Annotated in this window: 19 protein-coding genes, 2 tRNA genes and 3 rRNA genes; 21 read left to right on the plus strand and 3 right to left on the minus strand. The window is 54.4% G+C overall.

Annotated features, from left to right (window positions below; genetic code table 11):
* Positions 1 to 229: 229 nt before the first annotated feature.
* On the plus strand, positions 230 to 1,327 hold the full coding sequence (gene ychF / locus P156_RS0101190) for a redox-regulated ATPase YchF (protein ID WP_027868587.1): 1,098 nt from the start codon (positions 230 to 232) through the stop codon (positions 1,325 to 1,327).
* 79 nt (positions 1,328 to 1,406) lie between these two features.
* Here ychF and P156_RS0101195 read toward each other — a convergent pair whose 3' ends face one another.
* Positions 1,407 to 1,604 (minus strand): hypothetical protein, encoded by a 198-nt coding sequence (locus tag P156_RS0101195; protein ID WP_027868588.1) that lies wholly within the window; start codon positions 1,602 to 1,604, stop codon positions 1,407 to 1,409.
* Positions 1,605 to 2,044: 440 nt separating this feature from the next.
* Between P156_RS0101195 and P156_RS11065 the strand changes: the two genes are divergently transcribed.
* From P156_RS11065 to P156_RS0101235, 8 genes are all read left to right on the plus strand, one after another.
* Positions 2,045 to 3,564: ribosomal RNA gene (locus P156_RS11065) — 16S ribosomal RNA — on the plus strand.
* A gap of 37 nt (positions 3,565 to 3,601) precedes the next feature.
* Positions 3,602 to 3,678 (plus strand) — tRNA-Ile (locus P156_RS0101205).
* 264 nt (positions 3,679 to 3,942) lie between these two features.
* Positions 3,943 to 6,822, plus strand: a 23S ribosomal RNA gene (locus P156_RS0101210).
* Positions 6,823 to 6,902: 80 nt separating this feature from the next.
* Positions 6,903 to 7,019: ribosomal RNA gene (rrf, locus tag P156_RS0101215) — 5S ribosomal RNA — on the plus strand.
* The 16S, 23S and 5S rRNA genes sit together here with 2 tRNA genes alongside, the layout of an rRNA operon.
* 18 nt (positions 7,020 to 7,037) lie before the next feature.
* A tRNA-Glu gene (locus P156_RS0101220) sits at positions 7,038 to 7,112 on the plus strand.
* A 177-nt stretch (positions 7,113 to 7,289) separates the two neighbouring features.
* Positions 7,290 to 7,478, plus strand: a complete 189-nt coding sequence (locus P156_RS0101225) for a hypothetical protein (RefSeq protein WP_185752106.1) — start codon at positions 7,290 to 7,292, stop codon at positions 7,476 to 7,478.
* Between the two features lie 240 nt (positions 7,479 to 7,718).
* Positions 7,719 to 8,240 (plus strand): cysteine hydrolase family protein, encoded by a 522-nt coding sequence (locus P156_RS0101230; protein WP_027868590.1) that lies wholly within the window; start codon positions 7,719 to 7,721, stop codon positions 8,238 to 8,240.
* 10 nt (positions 8,241 to 8,250) lie between these two features.
* Positions 8,251 to 8,997 carry an HD domain-containing protein gene (locus P156_RS0101235; protein ID WP_034802019.1) on the plus strand — a complete coding sequence of 249 codons (747 nt, stop codon included), beginning with the start codon at positions 8,251 to 8,253 and terminating at the stop codon, positions 8,995 to 8,997.
* Here P156_RS0101235 and P156_RS0101240 read toward each other — a convergent pair.
* Positions 8,994 to 9,884, minus strand: a complete 891-nt coding sequence (locus tag P156_RS0101240; protein WP_051600483.1) for a nitroreductase family protein — start codon at positions 9,882 to 9,884, stop codon at positions 8,994 to 8,996. The genes P156_RS0101235 and P156_RS0101240 overlap by 4 nt on opposite strands.
* Before the next feature lie 77 nt (positions 9,885 to 9,961).
* On the opposite strand from P156_RS0101240, the gene P156_RS0101245 reads away from it, so the two are divergent.
* Genes P156_RS0101245 through P156_RS0101270 form a run of 6 tightly spaced genes read left to right on the plus strand, consistent with a single transcriptional unit; the run spans position 9,962 to position 13,888 of the window.
* Positions 9,962 to 10,549, plus strand: coding sequence for an NUDIX hydrolase (locus P156_RS0101245; protein ID WP_027868593.1), 588 nt, complete (start codon positions 9,962 to 9,964; stop codon positions 10,547 to 10,549).
* A gap of 2 nt (positions 10,550 to 10,551) precedes the next feature.
* Positions 10,552 to 10,950, plus strand: coding sequence for an HsmA family protein (locus tag P156_RS0101250; RefSeq protein WP_027868594.1), 399 nt, complete (start codon positions 10,552 to 10,554; stop codon positions 10,948 to 10,950).
* A gap of 1 nt (position 10,951) precedes the next feature.
* Positions 10,952 to 11,260 carry a hypothetical protein gene (locus tag P156_RS11070; protein WP_034802024.1) on the plus strand — a complete coding sequence of 103 codons (309 nt, stop codon included), beginning with the start codon at positions 10,952 to 10,954 and terminating at the stop codon, positions 11,258 to 11,260.
* Positions 11,261 to 11,288: 28 nt separating this feature from the next.
* A complete protein-coding gene (locus P156_RS0101260) occupies positions 11,289 to 11,588 on the plus strand; it encodes a DUF6506 family protein (protein ID WP_027868595.1) in 300 nt (99 codons plus the stop codon).
* Between the two features lie 20 nt (positions 11,589 to 11,608).
* Positions 11,609 to 13,306, plus strand: a complete 1,698-nt coding sequence (locus tag P156_RS0101265; protein WP_051600485.1) for a bifunctional UDP-sugar hydrolase/5'-nucleotidase — start codon at positions 11,609 to 11,611, stop codon at positions 13,304 to 13,306.
* 15 nt (positions 13,307 to 13,321) lie between these two features.
* Positions 13,322 to 13,888: a DapH/DapD/GlmU-related protein gene (locus P156_RS0101270; RefSeq protein WP_027868597.1), complete on the plus strand. Its 567-nt coding sequence runs from the start codon at positions 13,322 to 13,324 to the stop codon at positions 13,886 to 13,888.
* 166 nt (positions 13,889 to 14,054) lie between these two features.
* Here the strand turns inward: P156_RS0101270 and pepD are convergent, their stop codons facing one another.
* Positions 14,055 to 15,494 carry a beta-Ala-His dipeptidase gene (gene pepD / locus P156_RS0101275; protein WP_027868598.1) on the minus strand — a complete coding sequence of 480 codons (1,440 nt, stop codon included), beginning with the start codon at positions 15,492 to 15,494 and terminating at the stop codon, positions 14,055 to 14,057.
* A 95-nt stretch (positions 15,495 to 15,589) separates the two neighbouring features.
* Here pepD and P156_RS0101280 point away from each other — a divergent pair, with 95 nt between their 5' ends.
* The 6 genes from P156_RS0101280 to P156_RS0101305 all read left to right on the plus strand — a co-directional run bounded on the left by P156_RS0101280 (position 15,590) and on the right by P156_RS0101305 (position 20,143).
* Positions 15,590 to 16,228 carry a flavodoxin family protein gene (locus P156_RS0101280; protein WP_027868599.1) on the plus strand — a complete coding sequence of 213 codons (639 nt, stop codon included), beginning with the start codon at positions 15,590 to 15,592 and terminating at the stop codon, positions 16,226 to 16,228.
* 4 nt (positions 16,229 to 16,232) lie between these two features.
* Positions 16,233 to 17,372: a metallophosphoesterase gene (locus tag P156_RS0101285; protein WP_027868600.1), complete on the plus strand. Its 1,140-nt coding sequence runs from the start codon at positions 16,233 to 16,235 to the stop codon at positions 17,370 to 17,372.
* Positions 17,373 to 17,469: 97 nt separating this feature from the next.
* Positions 17,470 to 17,655, plus strand: coding sequence for a ferredoxin (locus tag P156_RS0101290; RefSeq protein ID WP_027868601.1), 186 nt, complete (start codon positions 17,470 to 17,472; stop codon positions 17,653 to 17,655).
* 148 nt (positions 17,656 to 17,803) lie between these two features.
* Entirely contained in the window at positions 17,804 to 18,340 is a 537-nt protein-coding gene (locus tag P156_RS0101295) for a flavodoxin family protein (protein WP_027868602.1), read from the plus strand.
* 424 nt (positions 18,341 to 18,764) lie between these two features.
* Positions 18,765 to 18,980 (plus strand): AbrB/MazE/SpoVT family DNA-binding domain-containing protein, encoded by a 216-nt coding sequence (locus P156_RS0101300; protein ID WP_027868603.1) that lies wholly within the window; start codon positions 18,765 to 18,767, stop codon positions 18,978 to 18,980.
* A complete protein-coding gene (locus tag P156_RS0101305) occupies positions 18,977 to 20,143 on the plus strand; it encodes a macrolide family glycosyltransferase (protein WP_027868604.1) in 1,167 nt (388 codons plus the stop codon). Before P156_RS0101300 ends, P156_RS0101305 begins: the two co-directional genes overlap by 4 nt.
* Positions 20,144 to 20,185 lie beyond the last annotated feature (42 nt).

The raw sequence follows: 20,185 nt of genomic DNA on the forward strand, positions 1-20,185 counted from the left end.
GAGATCCACCAGATTCTGCAGGAGCAGGGAATCCGGAGCACGCTGGAGTGGAATCCGGGGAACCACTTCCGAGATCCGGACCGCAGGACCGCAAAGGCGTTCGCGTGGGTGTTGCCTGCGCAAGGAGGGAAAGGAAAGTATTGAGCAATTCTCTCTGAGGTGCTATAATACTAAAGGCGCGTAAGAAAACGCAGGTCGACCATAGAGAACGCAAGGAGGAAATATAGATATGAAACTGGGGATAGTCGGGCTTCCAAATGTCGGTAAGAGTACTTTGTTCAACGCCATCACCAAGGCGGGAGCGGAGGCGGCGAACTACCCGTTCTGCACCATCGAACCCAATGTGGGCGTGGTGACCGTGCCGGACGAGCGGATCCGCGTGCTGACAGAGCTGAACAAGTCACGGAAGACCATCTACACCACCATCGAGTTCTGCGACATCGCCGGTCTGGTGAAGGGAGCATCCCAGGGGGAAGGGCTTGGCAACAAGTTCCTGGGACACATCCGTGAGGTGGCGGCCATCGTCCACGTGGTGCGGTGCTTTGAGAACGACAACATCGTCCACGTCAGCGGCCAGATCGATCCGTTGTCGGACATCGAGACCATCAACACCGAGCTGATCCTGTCCGACATGGAGGTGCTGGAGCGGCGCATCGCCAAGACGGCGAAGGGGGCTCGCAACGACAAAGCCCTGGCAGCGGAACTTGCCATGCTGAAGAAGGTCAACGAGTTCCTGGGCACCGGAAAGTCAGCCAGGGCCATGGAACTGGACGAGGAGGAGGCTGCATTCGTAGAGACACTGGGCCTGCTATCCTACAAACCTATCATATATGTAGCCAACGTGTCAGAGGATGACGCGGCAGATGAGGCGGGCAATCCGTACGTACAGAAGGTGCGCGAGTTTGCAGCCAGTGAAGGCGCAGAGGCGATCTGCTGCTGTGCAGAACTGGAGCAGGAGATCTCAGAACTGGAGGATGATGAGAAGGCTATGTTCCTGGAAGAGATGGGCATCGAGGAGTCAGGGCTGGACAAGCTCATCAAGGCTTCCTACCGCCTGCTGGATCTGATATCCTTCCTGACCACCGGGGAGGATGAAACGAGAGCATGGACCATCAAGGTAGGAACCAAAGCCCCCCAGGCAGCCGGCAAGATCCACACGGACTTCGAGAAAGGTTTCATCCGGGCTGAGACCATCAACTATGACGTTCTCATGGCTGAATGCGACGGGAGCATGGTCAAGGCCAAGGAGAAGGGACTGCTGCGATCCGAGGGTAAGGAATATGTGGTGAAGGATGGGGATATCATCACGTTCCTGTTTAACGTATAGTATATGAGAGTAGGGAAGGGAAGGCCGCTGCTTGTGCAGCGGCCTTTCTAATACAATAATGGAGTGAGATCACTTACGGCTACCGCTCGACACGGTGATTCTTCTTCATCTTATCGATGTCATCAGAAAGATAGATGACGTTATCCTCCTCACGGATGTCATCCTTCTTGGGGGGTTTGGGCGGAGCAGGGGGTTCGTCCTTGCTTCCGCTTGTCGAGAGCAGGTAGTATACGAATAGTCCGATCACGAACACTACACCTAACACCATAAGTGGCATAACAGCACCTCCTTATATATATATATCATACCACAATAGAAGAAGATATAAAATAAAAAAATCCTGAAAAAAGGTGTTGACAAGCAGGAGGTAAGATGCTATTATATACGAGTTCGCTGCTGAAAGACAGCCGATTGTCAGATAAAGTTTTTTAAAAAAAGATTAAAATACTTGTTGACAACGAATCGCAGACGTGGTAATATAAAATACGGTCGCGGTAAGCGAACGCGGGCGAAAGCCCGGTGTACTTTGAAAACTCCATAGACAGAAATCTAGTAGTCAAACAAGACAATTACAGGTTACATGTTAACCAACCTGGATCATTGAGACATGAATGATCCCCAAGATTTCCAAAACAGTAATACGGTAACAAGAGACGCAAGCGTCTGACCGGATACAAACGGAAAGAGATGATAACGCGAGAGCGTTAACATACCATTTTCATTAAGAGTTTGATCCTGGCTCAGGATGAACGCTGGCGGCGTGCTTAACACATGCAAGTCGAGCGAGAATCGCTCTGATGACGCTTCGGTAGATTCAGGGCGAGGAAAGCGGCGGACGGGTGAGTAACGCGTGGGAAACCTGCCCTTCACAGAGGGACAGCCGAGGGAAACTTCGATTAATACCTCATAACGCATCGAGGTCGCATGGCCATGATGCCAAAGATTTATCGGTGAAGGATGGTCCCGCGTCTGATTAGCTAGTTGGTGAGGCAGCGGCTCACCAAGGCGACGATCAGTAGCCGGCCTGAGAGGGTGAACGGCCACATTGGAACTGAGACACGGTCCAGACTCCTACGGGAGGCAGCAGTGGGGAATATTGCACAATGGGCGAAAGCCTGATGCAGCAACGCCGCGTGAAGGAAGAAGGCCTTCGGGTCGTAAACTTCTGTCCAAAGGGAAGAACTCTGACGGTACCTTTGGAGGAAGCCCCGGCTAACTACGTGCCAGCAGCCGCGGTAATACGTAGGGGGCAAGCGTTATCCGGAATTACTGGGCGTAAAGAGTACGTAGGTGGCCCTGTAAGCGTAGGGTTTAAGGCGACGGCCCAACCGTCGTTCGCCCTGTGAACTGCAGAGCTTGAGTGCTGGAGGGGAAGGCGGAATTCCTAGTGTAGCGGTGAAATGCGTAGATATTAGGAGGAACACCAGTGGCGAAGGCGGCCTTCTGGACAGTAACTGACACTGAGGTACGAAAGCGTGGGTAGCAAACAGGATTAGATACCCTGGTAGTCCACGCCGTAAACGATGAGCACTAGGTGTCGGGCTCATAAGAGTTCGGTGCCGGAGCAAACGCATTAAGTGCTCCGCCTGGGGAGTACGCACGCAAGTGTAAAACTCAAAGGAATTGACGGGGACCCGCACAAGCAGCGGAGCATGTGGTTTAATTCGAAGCAACGCGAAGAACCTTACCAGGGCTTGACATCCCTCTGAAAGACCGGGTAATGCCGGTCCCCTCTTCGGAGCAGAGGAGACAGGTGGTGCATGGTTGTCGTCAGCTCGTGTCGTGAGATGTTGGGTTAAGTCCCGCAACGAGCGCAACCCTTGCCGTTAGTTGCCATCATTAAGTTGGGCACTCTAATGGGACTGCCGGAGACAATCCGGAGGAAGGCGGGGATGACGTCAAATCATCATGCCCCTTATGTCCTGGGCGACACACGTGCTACAATGGCCGTCACAGAGGGAGGCGACGGAGCGATCCCGAGCGAACCCCCAAAGGCGGTCCCAGTTCGGACTGCAGGCTGAAACCCGCCTGCACGAAGCCGGAGTTGCTAGTAATCGCGGATCAGCATGCCGCGGTGAATGCGTTCCCGGGTCTTGTACACACCGCCCGTCACACCATGGAAGCCGGGGGTGCCCGAAGTCGGTCAACTAATCAGACTGCCTAAGGCAAAACTGGTGACTGGGGTGAAGTCGTAACAAGGTAGCCGTATCGGAAGGTGCGGCTGGATCACCTCCTTTCTAGGGAGACACTGGATACTGTCTATGGGTTTTACATGGGCTTGTAGCTCAGGTGGTTAGAGCGCACGCCTGATAAGCGTGAGGTCGGAGGTTCGAGTCCTCCCAAGCCCACCATTATCCTTTATGGATATGGTAAGCGCGTAAGCGCATGTACCTTGAAAACCGAATAACTTGCAAGAAATGCATCACAGTAAGAGATCGAGATCAATATCTGAAAGGTATTAGTAAGTAAAGACTAAGCAAGAGGGTATGAATCTACGATTTCAACCGAGAAGCCAGGAGAAGAACAACGTAACAGTATGTTCTTTGACAAAAGCAAGAAAGTCCATACATGAGCGCCATGTATGGCAAGCTAAGAGAACCGAGAGGAACTCAATTGGCCAAGCAAAGAAGGGCATAAGGTGGATGCCTTGGCACTGGGAGCCGAAGAAGGACGTGACAAGCTGCGAAAAGCTACGGTGAGGAGCACATATCCGTTGACCCGTAGATGTCCGAATGGGGGAACCCGGCTGAAGTAATGTTCAGTCATACCGTACTGAGTCAAGCAGGTACGGATAAGGTAACGCGGGGAACTGAAACATCTAAGTACCCGCAGGAAGAGAAAGCAACCGCGATTTTCCTAGTAGCGGCGAGCGAACGGGAAAGAGGCCAAACCAGGTGCTTGCACCTGGGGTTGAGGACTGCCAAAGGATGTTGACATGTTAGCAGAACATGGTTGGAAAGTCAGAGCATAGAGGGTAAAACTCCCGTATGCGAAAACATGAGACACAGGGCAGGATCCAGAGTAGGGCCGGACACGTGGAACCCGGTCTGAAGCAGGGGGGCCCACCCTCCAAGCCTAAATACTACCCAGTGACCGATAGCGAATAGTACCGTGAGGGAAAGGTGAAAAGAACCCCGGGAGGGGAGTGAAAGAGAACCTGAAACCATATGCCTACAATCGGAGGGAGCGAAAGTGACCTCGTACTTTTTGTAGAACGGGCCAACGAGTTATGGTATGCAGCGAGGTTAAGGTGCTGGAGCACCGGAGCCGAAGGGAAACCGAGTCATAACCGGCGAAAGTTGCATGCTGTAGACCCGAAACCGGGTGACCTATCCATGTGCAGGTTGAAGTGTCCGTAAAAGGACATGGAGGACCGAACCCGTATCTGTTGAAAAAGGTTGGGATGACGTGTGGATAGCGGTGAAATTCCAATCGAACCCGGAGATAGCTGGTTCTCCCCGAAATAGCTTTAGGGCTAGCCTCGTGTGGTGATACCTGGGGGTAGAGCACTGAATGTCCTAGGGGCCTTCACCGGTTACCGAAGACTATCAAACTCCGAATACCAGAATATCAAACACGGGAGTCAGACTATGTGTGATAAGATTCATGGTCGAAAGGGAAACAGCCCAGACCGTCAGCTAAGGTCCCAAAATGCAGATTAAGTGGAAAAGGATGTGGGGTTGCACAGACAGCTAGGATGTTGGCTTAGAAGCAGCCATTCATTCAAAGAGTGCGTAATAGCTCACTAGTCGAGTGACCCTGCGCCGAAGATGAACGGGGCTGAAATCTGTTACCGAAGCTACGGATACCTATGGGTATGGTAGGGGAGCATCGTATGCGGGCAGAAGCTGTTCCGTAAGGGATGGTGGACTGCATACGAGAGAGAATGTTGGCATGAGTAGCGCAAGGCAGGTGAGAATCCTGTCCACCGAAAATCTAAGGTTTCCTGAGGAAGGTTCGTCCACTCAGGGTTAGTCGGGGCCTAAGGCAAGGGCGAAAGCCGTAGTCGATGGACAACAGGTAGATATTCCTGTACCACCGAGTACCGCATGAGCGAGGCGGGGACACGGAAGGATAAGCTGAGCACACCGTTGGTAGAGTGTGTCCAAGCGTCGAGGCAGGTATGGTTTAATCATCATAGCGAAACTGAGGCGCGATGGGGTGACGAAAGAGTCTGAAGCAGCTGATTTCACGCCGTCAAGAAAAGCCGCTAGCGAGGTACAAGGTGCCCGTACCGCAAACCGACACAGGTAGATGAGGAGAGAATCCTAAGGTGAGCGAGAGAACTATTGTCAAGGAACTCGGCAAAATCACCCCGTAAGTTCGCGAGAAGGGGTGCCAGCGAGAGCTGGCCGCAGTGAAAAGGCCCAGGCAACTGTTTACCAAAAACACAGGTCTCTGCGAAAGCGTAAGCTGAAGTATAGGGGCTGACGCCTGCCCGGTGCTGGAAGGTTAAGGGAAAGTGTCAGGGCAACCGAAGCACGGAACTGAAGCCCCAGTAAACGGCGGCCGTAACTATAACGGTCCTAAGGTAGCGAAATTCCTTGTCGGGTAAGTTCCGACCCGCACGAAAGGCGTAATGATCTGGGCGCTGTCTCGACAATGGACTCGGTGAAATTGTAGTGCCGGTAAAGATGCCGGCTACCCGCAGCAGGACGGAAAGACCCCATGGAGCTTTACTGCAGCCTGATATTGAGCCTCGGCGCTGCATGTACAGGATAGGTGGGAGACAGAGAACTGAGTACGCCAGTATTCAGGGAGTCACCGTTGGGATACCACCCTTGTAGTGTTGGGGTTCTAACCGCGTATCATGATCTGGTACCGGGACAGTGGCAGGTGGGCAGTTTGACTGGGGCGGTCGCCTCCAAAAGAGTAACGGAGGCGCCCAAAGGTTCCCTCAGCGCGGACGGAAATCGCGCGAAGAGTGCAAAGGCAGAAGGGAGCTTGACTGCAAGACAAACAGGTCGAGCAGGGACGAAAGTCGGGCTTAGTGATCCGGTGGTACCGAGTGGAAGGGCCATCGCTCAACGGATAAAAGCTACCCTGGGGATAACAGGCTGATACCCCCCAAGAGTTCACATCGACGGGGGTGTTTGGCACCTCGATGTCGGCTCGTCTCATCCTGGGGCTGGAGTAGGTCCCAAGGGTTGGGCTGTTCGCCCATTAAAGAGGTACGCGAGCTGGGTTCAGAACGTCGTGAGACAGTTCGGTCCCTATCCGCTGTGGGCGTTGGAGATTTGAGTGGAGCTGTCCTTAGTACGAGAGGACCGGGACGGACTTGCCTCTGGTGCACCAGTTGTTCTGCCAAGGGCACAGCTGGGTAGCTACGCAGGGAAGGGATAAGCGCTGAAAGCATCTAAGTGCGAAGCCCCCCACGAGAAGAGATCTCCCCCGCAAGGTAAGGTCCGTGGGAGACTACCACGTTGATAGGTCGGAGGTGGAAGTGCAGTAATGTATGGAGCTGACCGATACTAATAGACCGAGAGCTTGGCCAGCAAATGGCAAAGAAGGTGAGTGAGCGGACTTGCAAGGTTATTCGGATTTGAGGGTACCAACTCTCAGAGAAATGATTGAATCTGGTGGCAATAGCGAAGAGGTCACACCTGTTCCCATCCCGAACACAGTAGTTAAGCTCTTCAGCGCCGATGATACTCGGTGGGAGACTGCCCGGGAAAGTAGGACGCTGCCAGTTCAATCATTTTTTTTACAAGGCCCCATGGTCAAGCGGTTAAGACACCGCCCTTTCACGGCGGTAACTCGAGTTCGATTCTCGATGGGGTCACCACATTATATAGCCTGTAGACGTTGAAAATACAATGTCTGCAGGTTTTTTTATTGTTTCCAAAAGGGTATTTAAAGACCGTTTGATATGCCCAGGATGTGATATAATAATTGTGCGAACAATAATGCGTTACAACTTTGAAAGGAGCAGTTTATGACGTGCGAAAGACTTATTGAATTTATGAAAGAACAGCAACTTGAGGAGTATCAGTTCACGAGCTGTGACAGAGTCAGTTTGAAGAAGGGACGGCGCACGGTTGATATTTATCCAGATGGAAGATACGTGATCCTGGAGGAAGGTCCATATGATCCTGTGAGGGATGACAACGATTTGGTTTTCGAAGAACACGGGACCCTGTGTTCTGAATGACTTGACAGGCTCTGATATGACAGGCATCTGTGATAGGTGCTTGTTTTTATCTTCAGGGTACAGCGACGTGTGTTTGTAAGAAGCAGTGGCGCGATGCGGCGATCTATGGTAGAATTCTTTTGTAGACTTATGTTTTTTTTGAATGACTATGTCAACCAGAAGGCACTTCAGCGAGTATGGTTTTGCTACTGAAGGATTGATTGGAGCATGATCGATACTCGCAGGAAGGACGGTATAACAATGAGAAAGATACTTGTCGTCATCGATATGCAGAATGATTTTGTGGATGGTTCTTTGGGGACGGCAGAGGCAGAGGCCATCGTGGAAAACGTGAAGCAGAAGATCCGGACATATGCGCCGGAGGATGTGTTCGCTACGATGGATACCCACGGCGAGGACTATATGAACACGCAGGAAGGGGAGAACCTCCCCGTCCTGCACTGCATCAAGGGCACAGAAGGATGGGAGATCCGTTCGGATATCGCGGCGCTTATGCCCGGGGCCAGGATCTACGAGAAACCCACATTCGGAAGTACCAGACTGGCAGCTGATCTTGCGGATATTGCCAGAGAAGAGGAGATACGGATCGAGCTCATCGGGCTTTGTACAGATATCTGTGTCGTGTCCAACGCACTCCTGCTGAAGGCGATGATGCCAGAGGTAGAGATCAGCGTAGATGCTTCCTGCTGTGCCGGTGTTACACCGGAGAAACATCTTGCTGCGCTGGAGACCATGCGTTCCTGCCAGATTCAGGTGCGATAACGGAGGCGACATGATCGACAAAGCATATATCAGGAAGGCTTTTGACCGTTACGTGGCCGATTACGACGCAGGGGACCCAAAGATCCGACTGAAGATCGACCACACGTACCGGGTCGCAGGGCTTTGTGCGAGGATCGCGGAGGAGGTGCCGGGCACGGAACCGGACCTGGCCTGGGTGATGGGGATGCTTCACGACATCGGGCGTTTTGAACAGGTGAGACGCTATCACACCTTTATCGACGCCAGGTCCGTGCAGCATGCGGCCTTCGGCGCGGATCTTCTCTTTCGGGAGGGTTTGCTCGAACAACTGGCGCCGGGGCTTTCGGAGGAGCAGAGCCATCTGCTGGAGTTGAGCATCCGAAGCCACAGTCTCTACCGCCTGCCGGAGGAACTGACGGAGGCGGAACGTCGGTATTGCCAGCTCTTGCGGGACGCGGACAAGATCGATATATTCCGAGTCATCTGGGAAACGCCCCTGGAGGATATTTATAACGTAAGCAGAGAGGCGCTGGAGAACGCAACGGTCAGCGAGGAAGTGAAAGACTGCTTTCGGAGCCGGACATCTGTGCTTCGGGAATTGAAGAAGACGCCCATCGATTACCTTGTGGCACACATATGTATGAGTTTTGAGCTGGTGTACCCAGTGAGCCGGGAGATCGCCGGTGAGCAGGGCTATCTGGAACGGCTGCTGGCCTTCCGCTCCCGGAACCCGGAAACGGAAGACTGGTTTGCCTATATGCGGGCGAACTACCGCTAGAATCTGATCTCGTGGGTCTGCATGATCCCTTCACGCTGCACGCCGCGGGCGAACTCCACGGCGGGGTAGCCGAAGCCGAGGATCGTCCCGAAGTAACGGTCTTCCGGGATCTGCAGCAGGGCCTGCACGTCCGGCATCTTGGACAAAGCTCCCACAGGCATGGTCATGATGATCGAGGCGAGGCCGCGGCTGGCGCAGATGAGATCGAACCAGGCCGCTGCCAGATGGGGATCGATGTGCCAGCATCCCAGGTTTCTGGGGGAGTGGATCACCAGAATATGGGGTGCGTTCAGGAAGAACATATCCCCATGATTACGGGTAGGCTCCAGAGCGATCTGGGATTCCCAGTCTGCCTGATCGAAGGCGCCCGGGTAGATTCCTTCCTCCGCCAGCTGGAAGGCACGGTCGTGGACGAGGTTTCGGAATTTGTCCATAGTTTCTTTATCGTAAACCACGGAGAATTGCAGAGATTGCCGGTTGCTGCCGGTGGGGACGTTCTCAAGCAGGGTCAGCATTGCATCGATCTCCTCCCGGGGGACGGGTTTATCCAGGAAGTGGCGACAGCTGCGGCGCATGCGCATCAGCGCGGCAAGCTGGTCTGCGGTGGCGGCATCTTCCGGACGGACCGACGATGCCGGATCTTTGCCCAGGATGGTGATGGCACCGGCGGGACAGACCGCCATGCAGCGCTGGCATCGATAGCAGCCGGCCCAGCCACAGACGCCATCGGCTTCTGCCCGCATCTTTACGGTGTGATCCCCGGGATCCTCGTACAGGATCTGGGAGGAGCAGACGTCCAGACAGCGGCCGCAGTGGATGCACTTGGCCGGGTCTGCGCGGAAATCAAACGAATCAGTCAGAAAATCACCTTTATAAAGATAAGTCATGGTATGCCTCCTTTTGCCTTGATTGTAGCAGATGAGTGGAGGCGGGACAACCAAAAAATAAACAGTGAGGTAGAGGATTGAAAGACAAGGATCTGATGTGGGAGGAACTGCACAGGGAGAGCATCGTTACAGATCAGTGGATCGACTTCCGGAAATCAGCGTACCGGTATCCGGACGGGCGGGTGTTCGAACCGTTCTATAGTTACAGCCGTCGGGACTACACGGTGATCGTGGCCTCAGATGAGGCGGGCAGATATCTATGTGTCCGCCAGTTCCGGCAGGGGATCCGTGAGGTGACGACAGAGTTTCCGGCGGGAGGGATCGAGCAGAGTGACGGCCTGGAGTACGGCAACAAAGCCGCGGCGGAGAACGCGCTCGACTGTGCCCGGCGGGAACTGATGGAGGAAACCGGTTTTGTGTCCGATCAGTGGACGCACCTGATCACGATTCCGGCGAACGCAACGATCTCAGACAATTACGCCTATGTATTTCTGGCGGAAAACTGCCGGAAGGCAGGGAGTCAGCACCTGGACGAGACCGAGTGTCTGAACATGGAACTGCGCACGGCGGAGGAGATCGAGGAGATGATCCGCACAGGCAATTTCCAGCAGTCGGTACACGTCATGGCCTGGCTGCTTGCGAAGGAACATAAACAAAGGAGATAGAGATGAACACAATGTTGATCGCGGCGGTAGTTGCCATCACGATGGCGCTTTTGTTCTATACCATCGGCGTCTGGTGGGAGCGGCTGGAGCGGGAACTCGCCGGCAGGCATCTGGTGTTTTTCTGCCTGGGATTGCTTTGTGACATCGCCGGAACGATGCTCATGGCGTCTTTTGCCCAAGGTGGCGCGACACAGGCAGGGAGTTTGCTCTTGAGCCTGCACGGAAGCACTGGCGCGGCAGCTATCGTATTGATGGCATTCCACGCTGTCTGGGCGGCGATCGTCCTGATCCGAAACCGCGAACGGGAGAAGCGGACCTTTCACCGGTTCAGCGTGCTGGTCTGGGCGATCTGGCTGATCCCGTATTTCTCGGGCGTGGTAATGGGAATGAGGGGGCAATAGGATGGAACATCAGAGGGAATGGGCCAGTGCCAGGGATGAACTGGTCCAGGAGATCTGCGCGCTGGGTTTTCCGCGGGAGCTGGGGGCGGAGATCGCCAGGCATCTGGGAAGCCCTCGGGCCATCCAGCGGATGACGGCCTATCTGCGAAGCGCCAGACCAGACGATGTGGAGCTGGTGGTGGACGAGATGCTGGCGATCAAAAGTGAGATCGATGCGTGGAAAGAGAAGAAGACCAACGAGGAAGCAAATGCTGTCTACAACGGGATGCTGTTCCAACAGCGCATGCCCGGAGCAGACGAGGAAGAGTAGGACGAGAAAGAACCATAGGAGGCTAGTTATGATCACTTGCGCATTCATGTATATCGCACCGGGATTGGATCCGCTGAAGCAGCATGCGGTGATCCCATCGGAAGATGCACCCATGTATGTGGTGGGCGTCAGTAATTATGACCAGGCAGAGGCGATCGCGCTGGAGTTGTCGAAAATAGGCTGTGACTGTATTGATCTGTGTCCAGGGTTCGGTGTGGAAGGCGTGGCCAGGATCAAGAAGGCCGTCGGTCCAAATACCCTGGTAGGCGTTGTGCGTTATGACAGCGTGCCACTATTCGGCGGCAAGTCAGGCGATGAGATGTTCTGATTGAGGGAGTGAAGTGTACCATGATGACGAGAGAGAACTACAACATCAGGAAATGGCTGCTTCTTCTACTGGCGATGGTGCTGACGGTCAGCCTGTCCGCCTGCTCGGAGTCCAACAAGCAGGCGATCGAGGACGCGAAGACACCGAAGGATATCTATATTCTCTTTACCAGTGATGTGCACTGCGGGGTCGACCAGGGGTTCGGATATGCTGGCTTGGAGCAGGTGCGAGATACACTGGAGGCGCAGGACAACGAGACGATCCTGGTGGATGTGGGAGACGCGATCCAGGGGGAGACGCTGGGCACCATGAGCAAGGGAGAGACGATCACAGACCTCATGAACGCCATGGAGTACGACGTAGCTGTTCCCGGGAATCATGAGTTTGACTACGGGATGGACCAGTTCCTGTCGCTGACAAAGAAAGCGAAGTTTCCTTACATCTGCTGCAATTTCCGGCATGAGGGGAAACCGGTCTTCGAGCCGTATACCATCCTTGAAGTGGATGATCGGAAGATTGCCTTTGTCGGTGTAACGACTCCTCGGACCATCACCAAGTCCACGCCTACCTATTTCCAGGATGAGACGGGCAAATACGTGTATGATTTCCTGCAGGATGACAACGGCGAGGCGCTCTACGCAGCCGTGCAGAGGGCGGTGGATGATGCCCGTGCCCAGGGTGCGGACTACGTCTACGTGGCGGGTCACCTGGGCATGGAGGCCGACGATACGCCATGGACTTATGCGGATGTTATCGAACACACCACAGGCATCGATGTGTTCCTGGACGGCCACAGCCACGACAGCGAGAAGGTGGTCATGAAGGACAAAGCCGGGAAGGATGTAGTCCGTGTCGCCGCAGGCACCAAACTCAGCGCCATTGGCTACAGCCACATCACTGCTGAGAAGGGGATCGAAGAGACCGGTCTCTGGAGCTGGACAAATGATACGTGTGTCGCGGACCTGATGGGACTCCAGAACGATATCCGGGAGAAGGTAGACAAGGCGAATTCCAAGCTCGACAAACAGCTAAACGCAGTGATAGGAAACAGCCGCGTGGAGCTGACGATCAACGATCCCAGGGAAACCGAAGAAACGGGAGAACCGCTGCGTACAGTTCGGTTCGCGGAGACCAGTCTTGGGGATTTTTGTGCAGATGCCTGTCGGGACCAGGGACAAGCGGATATCGCTCTGGTGAACGGAGGCAGTATCCGATCGAACGTGGCGAAAGGAGAGGTCACGTTTGGAAATCTCATCGACGTATTTCCGTTTGGTAACCACCTGGTCGTGCTCGAAGCGACGGGACAACAGATCCTGGATGCGCTAGAGTGGGGAAGCAAGTGCATCCCCGGCGAGGATGGAGGGTTCCTGCAGGTATCCGGGCTGACTTACGAGGTTCGCAGCGACATCCCTTCTCCCTGTAAACGGGATGCAGATGGGATGTTCAAGAAGATCGACGGCAAGCGTCGTGTCCGGAATGTTAAGATCGACGGGAAGCCACTGGATCCCGCAGGAAAATACAAAGTGGCAGGGTTCAACTACACACTCATGGAGAAGGGCGACGGGTTTACCATGTTTGACGACGCAAAGCTTCTGGAGGAAACGGAGACGCTGGACTGCCAGGTGCTACGCGATTACATCACGGATACGTTGGGCGGCGCGATCGGAAATGATTATTCGGATCCCTACGGTGATGGCCGCATCGAGATCATAGAATAGAATAGTGAGGTGACTATGGAGTTAAAAGAACTGCTACAACATTTTAACAACGGAGATACACTGGGGGAGGATCCGGCGGTGATCCAGCAGATGCGGTATTACAGCCGCCAGGCGCAAAAGATCACCATGGAGATCAACACCGTGTACCACGAGCCAGAGGAACTGGCATCGCTGTTCTCCGAGCTTATCGGAAAGCCGGTGGGAGAGGCGTTCGGCCTGTTCCCGCCATTCTACACGGACTTCGGCAAGAACATCACCGTGGGTGACCATGTGTTTATCAATGCAGGATGCAAGTTTCAGGATCAGGGAGGTATCTACATAGACGACGGGGCGCTGATCGGCCACGGCGTCGTCCTGGCCACCCTGAACCATGACATGGATCCGGCCAAACGCCAACAGCTCCACCCTGCGCCCATTCACATCGGAAAGCGGGTGTGGATCGGGGCTAACGCTACGGTCATTCCCGGTGTGACCATCGGTGACGATGCGGTGGTGGCCGCCGGGGCTGTGGTGAACAAAGACGTACCACCTCGTGCCATCGTAGGCGGTGTGCCGGCCAAGTTTATCAAATGGATCGATTAAGCCGTGGGAAGGGTGGTTATGGCAGATTTGGCTATGCTTATGGCAGTGCCATAAGCATAGGCCATTCTGCCATAAGAAAACCCCCGAAACCGCGAAATCTTTATGGCAAAAGAGAGTATGCTTATGGCACAGCCATAAGCATACTCTCTTTTGCCATAACACCTCTCTACAGTCTCTTCAACATTTCCAGGAGCAGGTCGTGGATTTCGTCAAAAGACTGCAGGTCCAAATGCTCATCAGGAGTATGGACGTCATACATCAGTGGTCCCAAGGTGACGATCTCCATATCGGGGTGCATCCTACTGAACACACCGCACTCCAGTCCGCCGTGCACCGGCAGGAGGGTCAGATCTTCGCCGGTGCGCTCCCTGACCAGGGTCTGAAGCAACTCTCGGATGGGAGAAGCCTTCCTGTATTCCCAGGAAGGATACCGGTCGCCGATGCGATGGTCACACCCAAACAGGCCCGCCAGGATCCTGATCTCGTTCTCCAGCATGTCAAGATGGGACTCAAACATGGCACGCACCGAATAGAGCAGGGAGAATTCTCCGTCGTGCAGATCCACCGCCGCAAGGTTCTCCGAGGCGGTGATGAGACCAGGCAGTTCCATGCTCTTGTGGCGGCGCCCATGGGGGAACAGGTACAGCAGATCCAACAGCGTGGCAGAATCAGATTCGGTGAGGGTGCTGGCGCAGGAGGCTTTGTGCAGAGAGACGGAGAGATCCGGATCGCTGCTGCGGAGTTCTTTCTGGAGAGAGACCGTCACTTCCCTGACGATCTGCCGGACCTGGGCTGGGGGCAGGGACGTAGCAAAGACTGCCTCACAGTCCCGGGGGATGACGTTGTCGTGGAGTCCGCTCTTCAGGGAGGCGAGGCAGAGGGGGGACACCTCGCGAAGGGCCGCCAGGATGCGGACCGCGCATTTGATGGCATTGCCAAGTTCGGAATCGATGTAGACTCCAGAATGGCCGCCCAGGAGGCCGTCGATCTGTAGCTGGTAGCAAGGCGCATCAGGGGCCTGCACCGGGAAACGCAGGGACAGCGTTCCGTCCGCACCACCGGCGCTGGTGATGTAAGTGGTCTTGCCACCACCCATGTCGTCCAGGCCAATCATCCTGCGGGCGGCGATATCCTCTGCCTGTACAGAGAAGGCGCCTGCCATGTCCGCCTCCTCACGCACGGTGAACACACACTCCAGCGGGGGATGAGGAAGAGAGGCATTCTCCAGGATGGACAGCATGTAGGCCACGCCGGCGCCATCGTCCGCCCCCAGGGTGGTGCCATCCGCCCAGAGCTGGCCATCCCGGATCACCAGAGTGAGAGGATCCTTTTCGAAATCGTGAGTGCTTTCCGGAGTCTTCTCCCAGACCATGTCAATGTGGGCCTGGAGCATGACAGGGGTATGGTCCTCGTAACCGGACGCCGCTGGCTTGTAGATGATGACACTGCCGGAGTCATACTGCCTGTAGCGGAGACCGTGGTCCTCGGCGAACCGGACCAGATAATCGCTGTAGGCCTGCTCGTGGTAGGAGCCGTGGGGGATCCTGGTCATATCTTCGAAATACCGCTGATGCGGGATGTTTGGATTCAACACGTAACTGCTCATTCTGTACCTCCTGTCTTTTTAATTGCATTATACTGCGGTTTCCGGGTTGGCACAACGAGTGAATTATGTTACATTATAATGCATAGGGGGATTATATGAGCAAGAAAATCATAGCAGTAAACGCCGGCCCGCGGAAGGGCTGGAACACAGACACATTGATCACAGAAGCCGCCAGAGGAGCGGAGTCCGCAGGGGCAGAAGTACAGAAGTTCGATCTTTTTCGATTGGACAGGTACACCGGCTGCATCTCCTGCTTCGGCTGTAAGCGGGAGAAGTTCAAGGGCCACTGCATCTGCCGGGATGGACTGACACAGGTGCTGGACGCCATCCGGGAGTCCGACGGCCTGATCATCGGATCGCCCAACTATCTCAGCGAGATGACGGCATCCTTCCGGGCGCTGTACGAGCGCCTCATCTTCCAGAACCTGACTTACGCGGTAGAAAACCCGTGTTGCAACGAGCATCCGATCCCCGTGCTGCTGATCATGACCAGCAACGCACCGGACGATGCTTTTCAGGGGCTCATCCGGGGATACCAGCAGACCCTGAACACCTTTGTGGGCCCTACCAAGACCTTTGTGTGCGGAAACACTCTCCAGCTGAAGGACTACAGCAAGACGGACTGGCCCTGGACGCTGTTTGATCCGGATGCAAAGTACAGACAGCACGAGACGGTGTTTCCTGAGAAACGTCAGGAAGCGTTCGATCTGGGCGTATCGATGGTGAGAGGCTAATAGTATGGTGATGTGGATTGCAATACTCCTCGTTGCCATAGCCGGAGCCGTAGCAGGTGTGGTATTCCTGTGGACGCGATTCCAGAAATTTGGTTTTGTGCAGAAACTGGCGGGAGGGCGGACATGGCGGCGGAGGCTGCTGGCGCTGCTCCCGTTGGCGTTTTTTGGCGTGTTCGCATGGCTCGACACGGTGAACACGGTGATCGTTCTGGTGCACATGGCCGCATACTGGGCCATCGCCGAGCTGATCGCCTGGGGGATCCGGCGGATCCGCGGCGGACGGGATCCTCGCGAGGATCAGGCGCACAAAGCCTTCCGCCCCTATTGGGTGGGCGTGATCGTCCTCTGCATCGAGGTGTGCTACTTCACAACCGGCTGGTACCTGGATCACCATGTCTGGGAGACCGACTACCAGCTGACCACCACCAAGGATCTGGGACGGAAGGAACTTCGGATCGCCCAGGTGACGGACTCCCATGTGGGGGCGACCTTTGATGGCGAAGGGTTCGCTCGGCACATGGCGCGGATCCAGAAGACACACCCGGACATCCTGGTCATCACGGGCGATTACGTGGATGACGGGACTAGCCGGGAGGACATGCTTCGCTGTTGCCAGGCGCTGAAAGAGTTCGATGCGCCTCTGGGCAAGTATTTCATCTACGGCAACCACGACAAGGGTTACTACAACTACAGGAACTTTTCCTGGCGGGAGCTTGAGTCAGAACTGACGGAGCATGCCGGCGTCGAGGTGCTGGAGGACGAGGCGGTCCTGGTGGACGACAGGTTCTATATCGTGGGAAGGAAAGACCGTTCGGATCCGAGCCGGGAGGAGGCTGGCAACCTCATCTCGCCCTTGGATCCATCCAGATACATCCTCATGTTGGACCACCAGCCAAATGATTTTGCGGCAGAGGCAGCCACGGCGGCAGATCTGGTACTCTGCGGGCACACCCACGGCGGCCAGATGATCTTCATCGATCTGGCCAGCAAATTGATGAGGGCAAACGACCGAAATTACGGAATGGAAACACGGAAGGGAACCACCTTCCTGGTGAGTTCCGGCATCTCGGACTGGGCTATCAAATTCAAGACAGGCACCAGGTCAGAGTTCTGCATCATCGACGTGCAGGGGAAGCAGAAGTGACGAGAGAGATAAAGGTTTCCCTGAACGTGGTTCAGGCCACATACCTGCCTGCGCTCCATTGTTATACTGAAGAAAAGAAGAACAGGAGGTAAAGAGTATGAAGTATGTAGTGAATGATGGATGCATCGGATGCGGACTTTGTGAAGCAACCTGTCCGGAGGTGTTCTCCATGACAGACGAGGGCGTCGCAGTGGCCATCAGCGAGGAGGTGCCGGCCGACGCACTGGACAGTGCCGCCGAAGCCAAGGACAGCTGCCCCGTCGGAGTCATTGAAGAGGCGTAGGGGAGGGAAGAGAAGGGCTTATGGTAGATTTGGCTATACTTATGGCAGTGCCATAAACATGAGCCATTCTGCCATAAGAAAACCCCCGAAATCACAAAAAACTTATGGCAAAAACGAGCATGCTTATTAAGAAAGGAGACGCATCAATATGAAAAAGGTATTGATTCTTTCGGCAAGTCCGAGAAAGAATGGGAACTCGGATATCCTTTGCCAGCAGTTTCAGAAAGGAGCAGAGGAAGCGGGGCACAGTGTAGAGCAGATCTACCTGTATGACAAGGAAATCGGATTTTGCAGGGCATGCTACTCCTGTTTCAAGACGGGGGAGTGCGTGCTCCGGGATGATATGGAAGAACTCCTGGAGAAGATACAGGCTGCGGATGTGCTCGTCGTGGCGACCCCGACCTATTTCATGACAATGAACGGGATGTTGAAGACTACGATAGACCGATTTCTCCCCAAGTGGCAGGATCTTGGCGGTCACGACGTGTACCTGATCGTTACGGGGCATGATGGAAAGGAAGGGCTGTCCCTTGTCGGCGAGGAACTGACCAGAGTATTCAGCGAACTTGGAAACACTGTGAAAGAGATCATCTGGGGCGAGAGAGTCTGGCAGAAGGGGGAGGTACTGTCCACCAAGGCCATGGCCGAAGCCTATAGGGCAGGGTGCCTGGGCATGGACGTGTAATTGGAACTGGTTGGATCTTGTTGTAGCTGGCTATGGATATAGGCTGTGGATATTTTGCATGGTTTTGTGACGAAATATCCACTTTTTCAGGCCATGCACAAAAATGCATGTTTTTTCGTATACCTGACGCCCAGATTTCTGGAGGAATTAAGTAGAAATAGTAGTATATGCCAGAGGTTTTTTGGAGCCTTTGGCATTTTTGTATCATTTGGTGAAGGTTTGAGAAGGTGAGGTACGGGAGTAGTTTGTCGAGACGTATAATTATATAATGAGCGCCAGATATCCCTCGCTATAGGCGGCGGGCACTCCGGCTTCAACGCACGACCAACTGTCCATCACTCAGTTTGACAATCCTCCCCACCTTATAGTATGATAAGTTATACAAATCATACCGCAGAAGAGAGGAGCCAAAGGAGGAACTCACATGAACACACCGAAGGGGAAATACGCCTGGACAGCCACCGTTGGGGAGAAAGGACAGATCGTCATCCCCAAGCAGGCGAGAGATGTGTTTGATATCAAACCTGGAGATACGCTTTTGTTGCTTGGAGATGAGAAACGCGGTATCGCCATACCGCCGAAGGGAGCATTCTCTGAACTATTCGGTCTGGCATTTGAAGATGAGGAGGTCCCACAATGAAGATCGCATGGTTTTGTATCCCTGCCCACGGACACACCAATCCGACCCTCGGGCTTGTGAAGGCACTGACGGAGGCAGGACACAGCATCTATTATTTTTCTTTCGAGATGTTCAGGGAAAAGATCGAGAGCGCCGGCGCAGTGTTCATCCCATGTGACGGATATGATTTCGAGATGGAAGACAAGGGGAATGCGGATCGCGTAGGGAAGGATCAGGCTTTTGCGGTCGAGCTGCTCGTCTCATCCACCCTTGCGCTTGATGAGATGGTGACACAGAAGATCGCAGAGATTCAGCCGGATGTCATCGTGTCAGATTCCGTCGCCTATTGGGGAAAGCTGGCAGCACTGAAGCACGGGATCCCCTACATTTCCTCCACCACCACCTTTGCCTTCAACCGTTATTCCGCAAAGTACATGAAACACGGGATAGGGGAGACACTGAAAATGCTTTTCTCCATGCCCAAGGTCAACAAGCAGATCCGGCGGTTGCAGGAGAGAGGGTACCCGGTGAAAGGCCTCCTGGATATCGTGCAGAATGATAACGACACAAACACCGTGGTCTATACATCCAGGTACTTTCAGCCGTGCTCCGAGACATTCTCCGACAGGTATCATTTCATCGGGCCTTCGATCCGGCCGATCACAAAGCCGTTTCAGAAGAAAGCGGACAAGACGGTTTACATCTCCATGGGTACGGTTAACCAGAACCGGGCGTTCTACCGCAATTGCATCCGTGCACTTGGGGAGACGGAGTATCAGGTGATTATCTCGATGGGGGCCAATACAGATCATTTTGAAAGCGTGCCTGAGAATATTGAGCTCTACGAAAGCGTCGACCAGATGGCGGTGCTCTCCATCGCAGATGCCTTCCTCACCCATTGCGGGATGAACTCGGCATCGGAAGGGTTGTACTTCGGCGTCCCGTTGATTCTGTTCCCGCAGACCCCGGAGCAGGATGCGGTCGCCAGGAGGACTGAGGAACTCGGCGCCGGGCTCAGGCTTCCTTCCATTGAAGAGGAAGATATCGTGACTTCCATCGAGGGGGTGCTCCGGGAGCCGCGCTTCAAACAGGCGGCAGAGACAATATCCGACAGTTTCCGGCAATGCGGCGGGATCCAGGAAGCCGTGGATTTCATCACAAAGCCGGGTTGGCACGACAATTGAAATATGATACAATTTCTCGGAGATATATTGCAATCAGAGAAG

This window comes from Eubacterium sp. AB3007, assembly GCF_000688015.1.
Taxonomy (GTDB): domain Bacteria; phylum Bacillota; class Clostridia; order Peptostreptococcales; family Anaerovoracaceae; genus Aminicella.

Coding starts and splice junctions, on each gene's coding strand:
- ychF (WP_027868587.1), top strand. CDS start 230: ATGAAACTGGGGATAGTCGGGCTTCCAAATGTCGGTAAGAGTACTTTG.
- P156_RS0101195 (WP_027868588.1), bottom strand. CDS start 1,604: ATGCCACTTATGGTGTTAGGTGTAGTGTTCGTGATCGGACTATTCGTA.
- P156_RS0101225 (WP_185752106.1), top strand. CDS start 7,290: ATGAAAGAACAGCAACTTGAGGAGTATCAGTTCACGAGCTGTGACAGA.
- P156_RS0101230 (WP_027868590.1), top strand. CDS start 7,719: ATGAGAAAGATACTTGTCGTCATCGATATGCAGAATGATTTTGTGGAT.
- P156_RS0101235 (WP_034802019.1), top strand. CDS start 8,251: ATGATCGACAAAGCATATATCAGGAAGGCTTTTGACCGTTACGTGGCC.
- P156_RS0101240 (WP_051600483.1), bottom strand. CDS start 9,884: ATGACTTATCTTTATAAAGGTGATTTTCTGACTGATTCGTTTGATTTC.
- P156_RS0101250 (WP_027868594.1), top strand. CDS start 10,552: ATGAACACAATGTTGATCGCGGCGGTAGTTGCCATCACGATGGCGCTT.
- P156_RS11070 (WP_034802024.1), top strand. CDS start 10,952: ATGGAACATCAGAGGGAATGGGCCAGTGCCAGGGATGAACTGGTCCAG.
- P156_RS0101260 (WP_027868595.1), top strand. CDS start 11,289: ATGATCACTTGCGCATTCATGTATATCGCACCGGGATTGGATCCGCTG.
- P156_RS0101265 (WP_051600485.1), top strand. CDS start 11,609: ATGATGACGAGAGAGAACTACAACATCAGGAAATGGCTGCTTCTTCTA.
- P156_RS0101270 (WP_027868597.1), top strand. CDS start 13,322: ATGGAGTTAAAAGAACTGCTACAACATTTTAACAACGGAGATACACTG.
- pepD (WP_027868598.1), bottom strand. CDS start 15,494: ATGAGCAGTTACGTGTTGAATCCAAACATCCCGCATCAGCGGTATTTC.
- P156_RS0101280 (WP_027868599.1), top strand. CDS start 15,590: ATGAGCAAGAAAATCATAGCAGTAAACGCCGGCCCGCGGAAGGGCTGG.
- P156_RS0101285 (WP_027868600.1), top strand. CDS start 16,233: ATGGTGATGTGGATTGCAATACTCCTCGTTGCCATAGCCGGAGCCGTA.
- P156_RS0101290 (WP_027868601.1), top strand. CDS start 17,470: ATGAAGTATGTAGTGAATGATGGATGCATCGGATGCGGACTTTGTGAA.
- P156_RS0101295 (WP_027868602.1), top strand. CDS start 17,804: ATGAAAAAGGTATTGATTCTTTCGGCAAGTCCGAGAAAGAATGGGAAC.
- P156_RS0101300 (WP_027868603.1), top strand. CDS start 18,765: ATGAACACACCGAAGGGGAAATACGCCTGGACAGCCACCGTTGGGGAG.
- P156_RS0101305 (WP_027868604.1), top strand. CDS start 18,977: ATGAAGATCGCATGGTTTTGTATCCCTGCCCACGGACACACCAATCCG.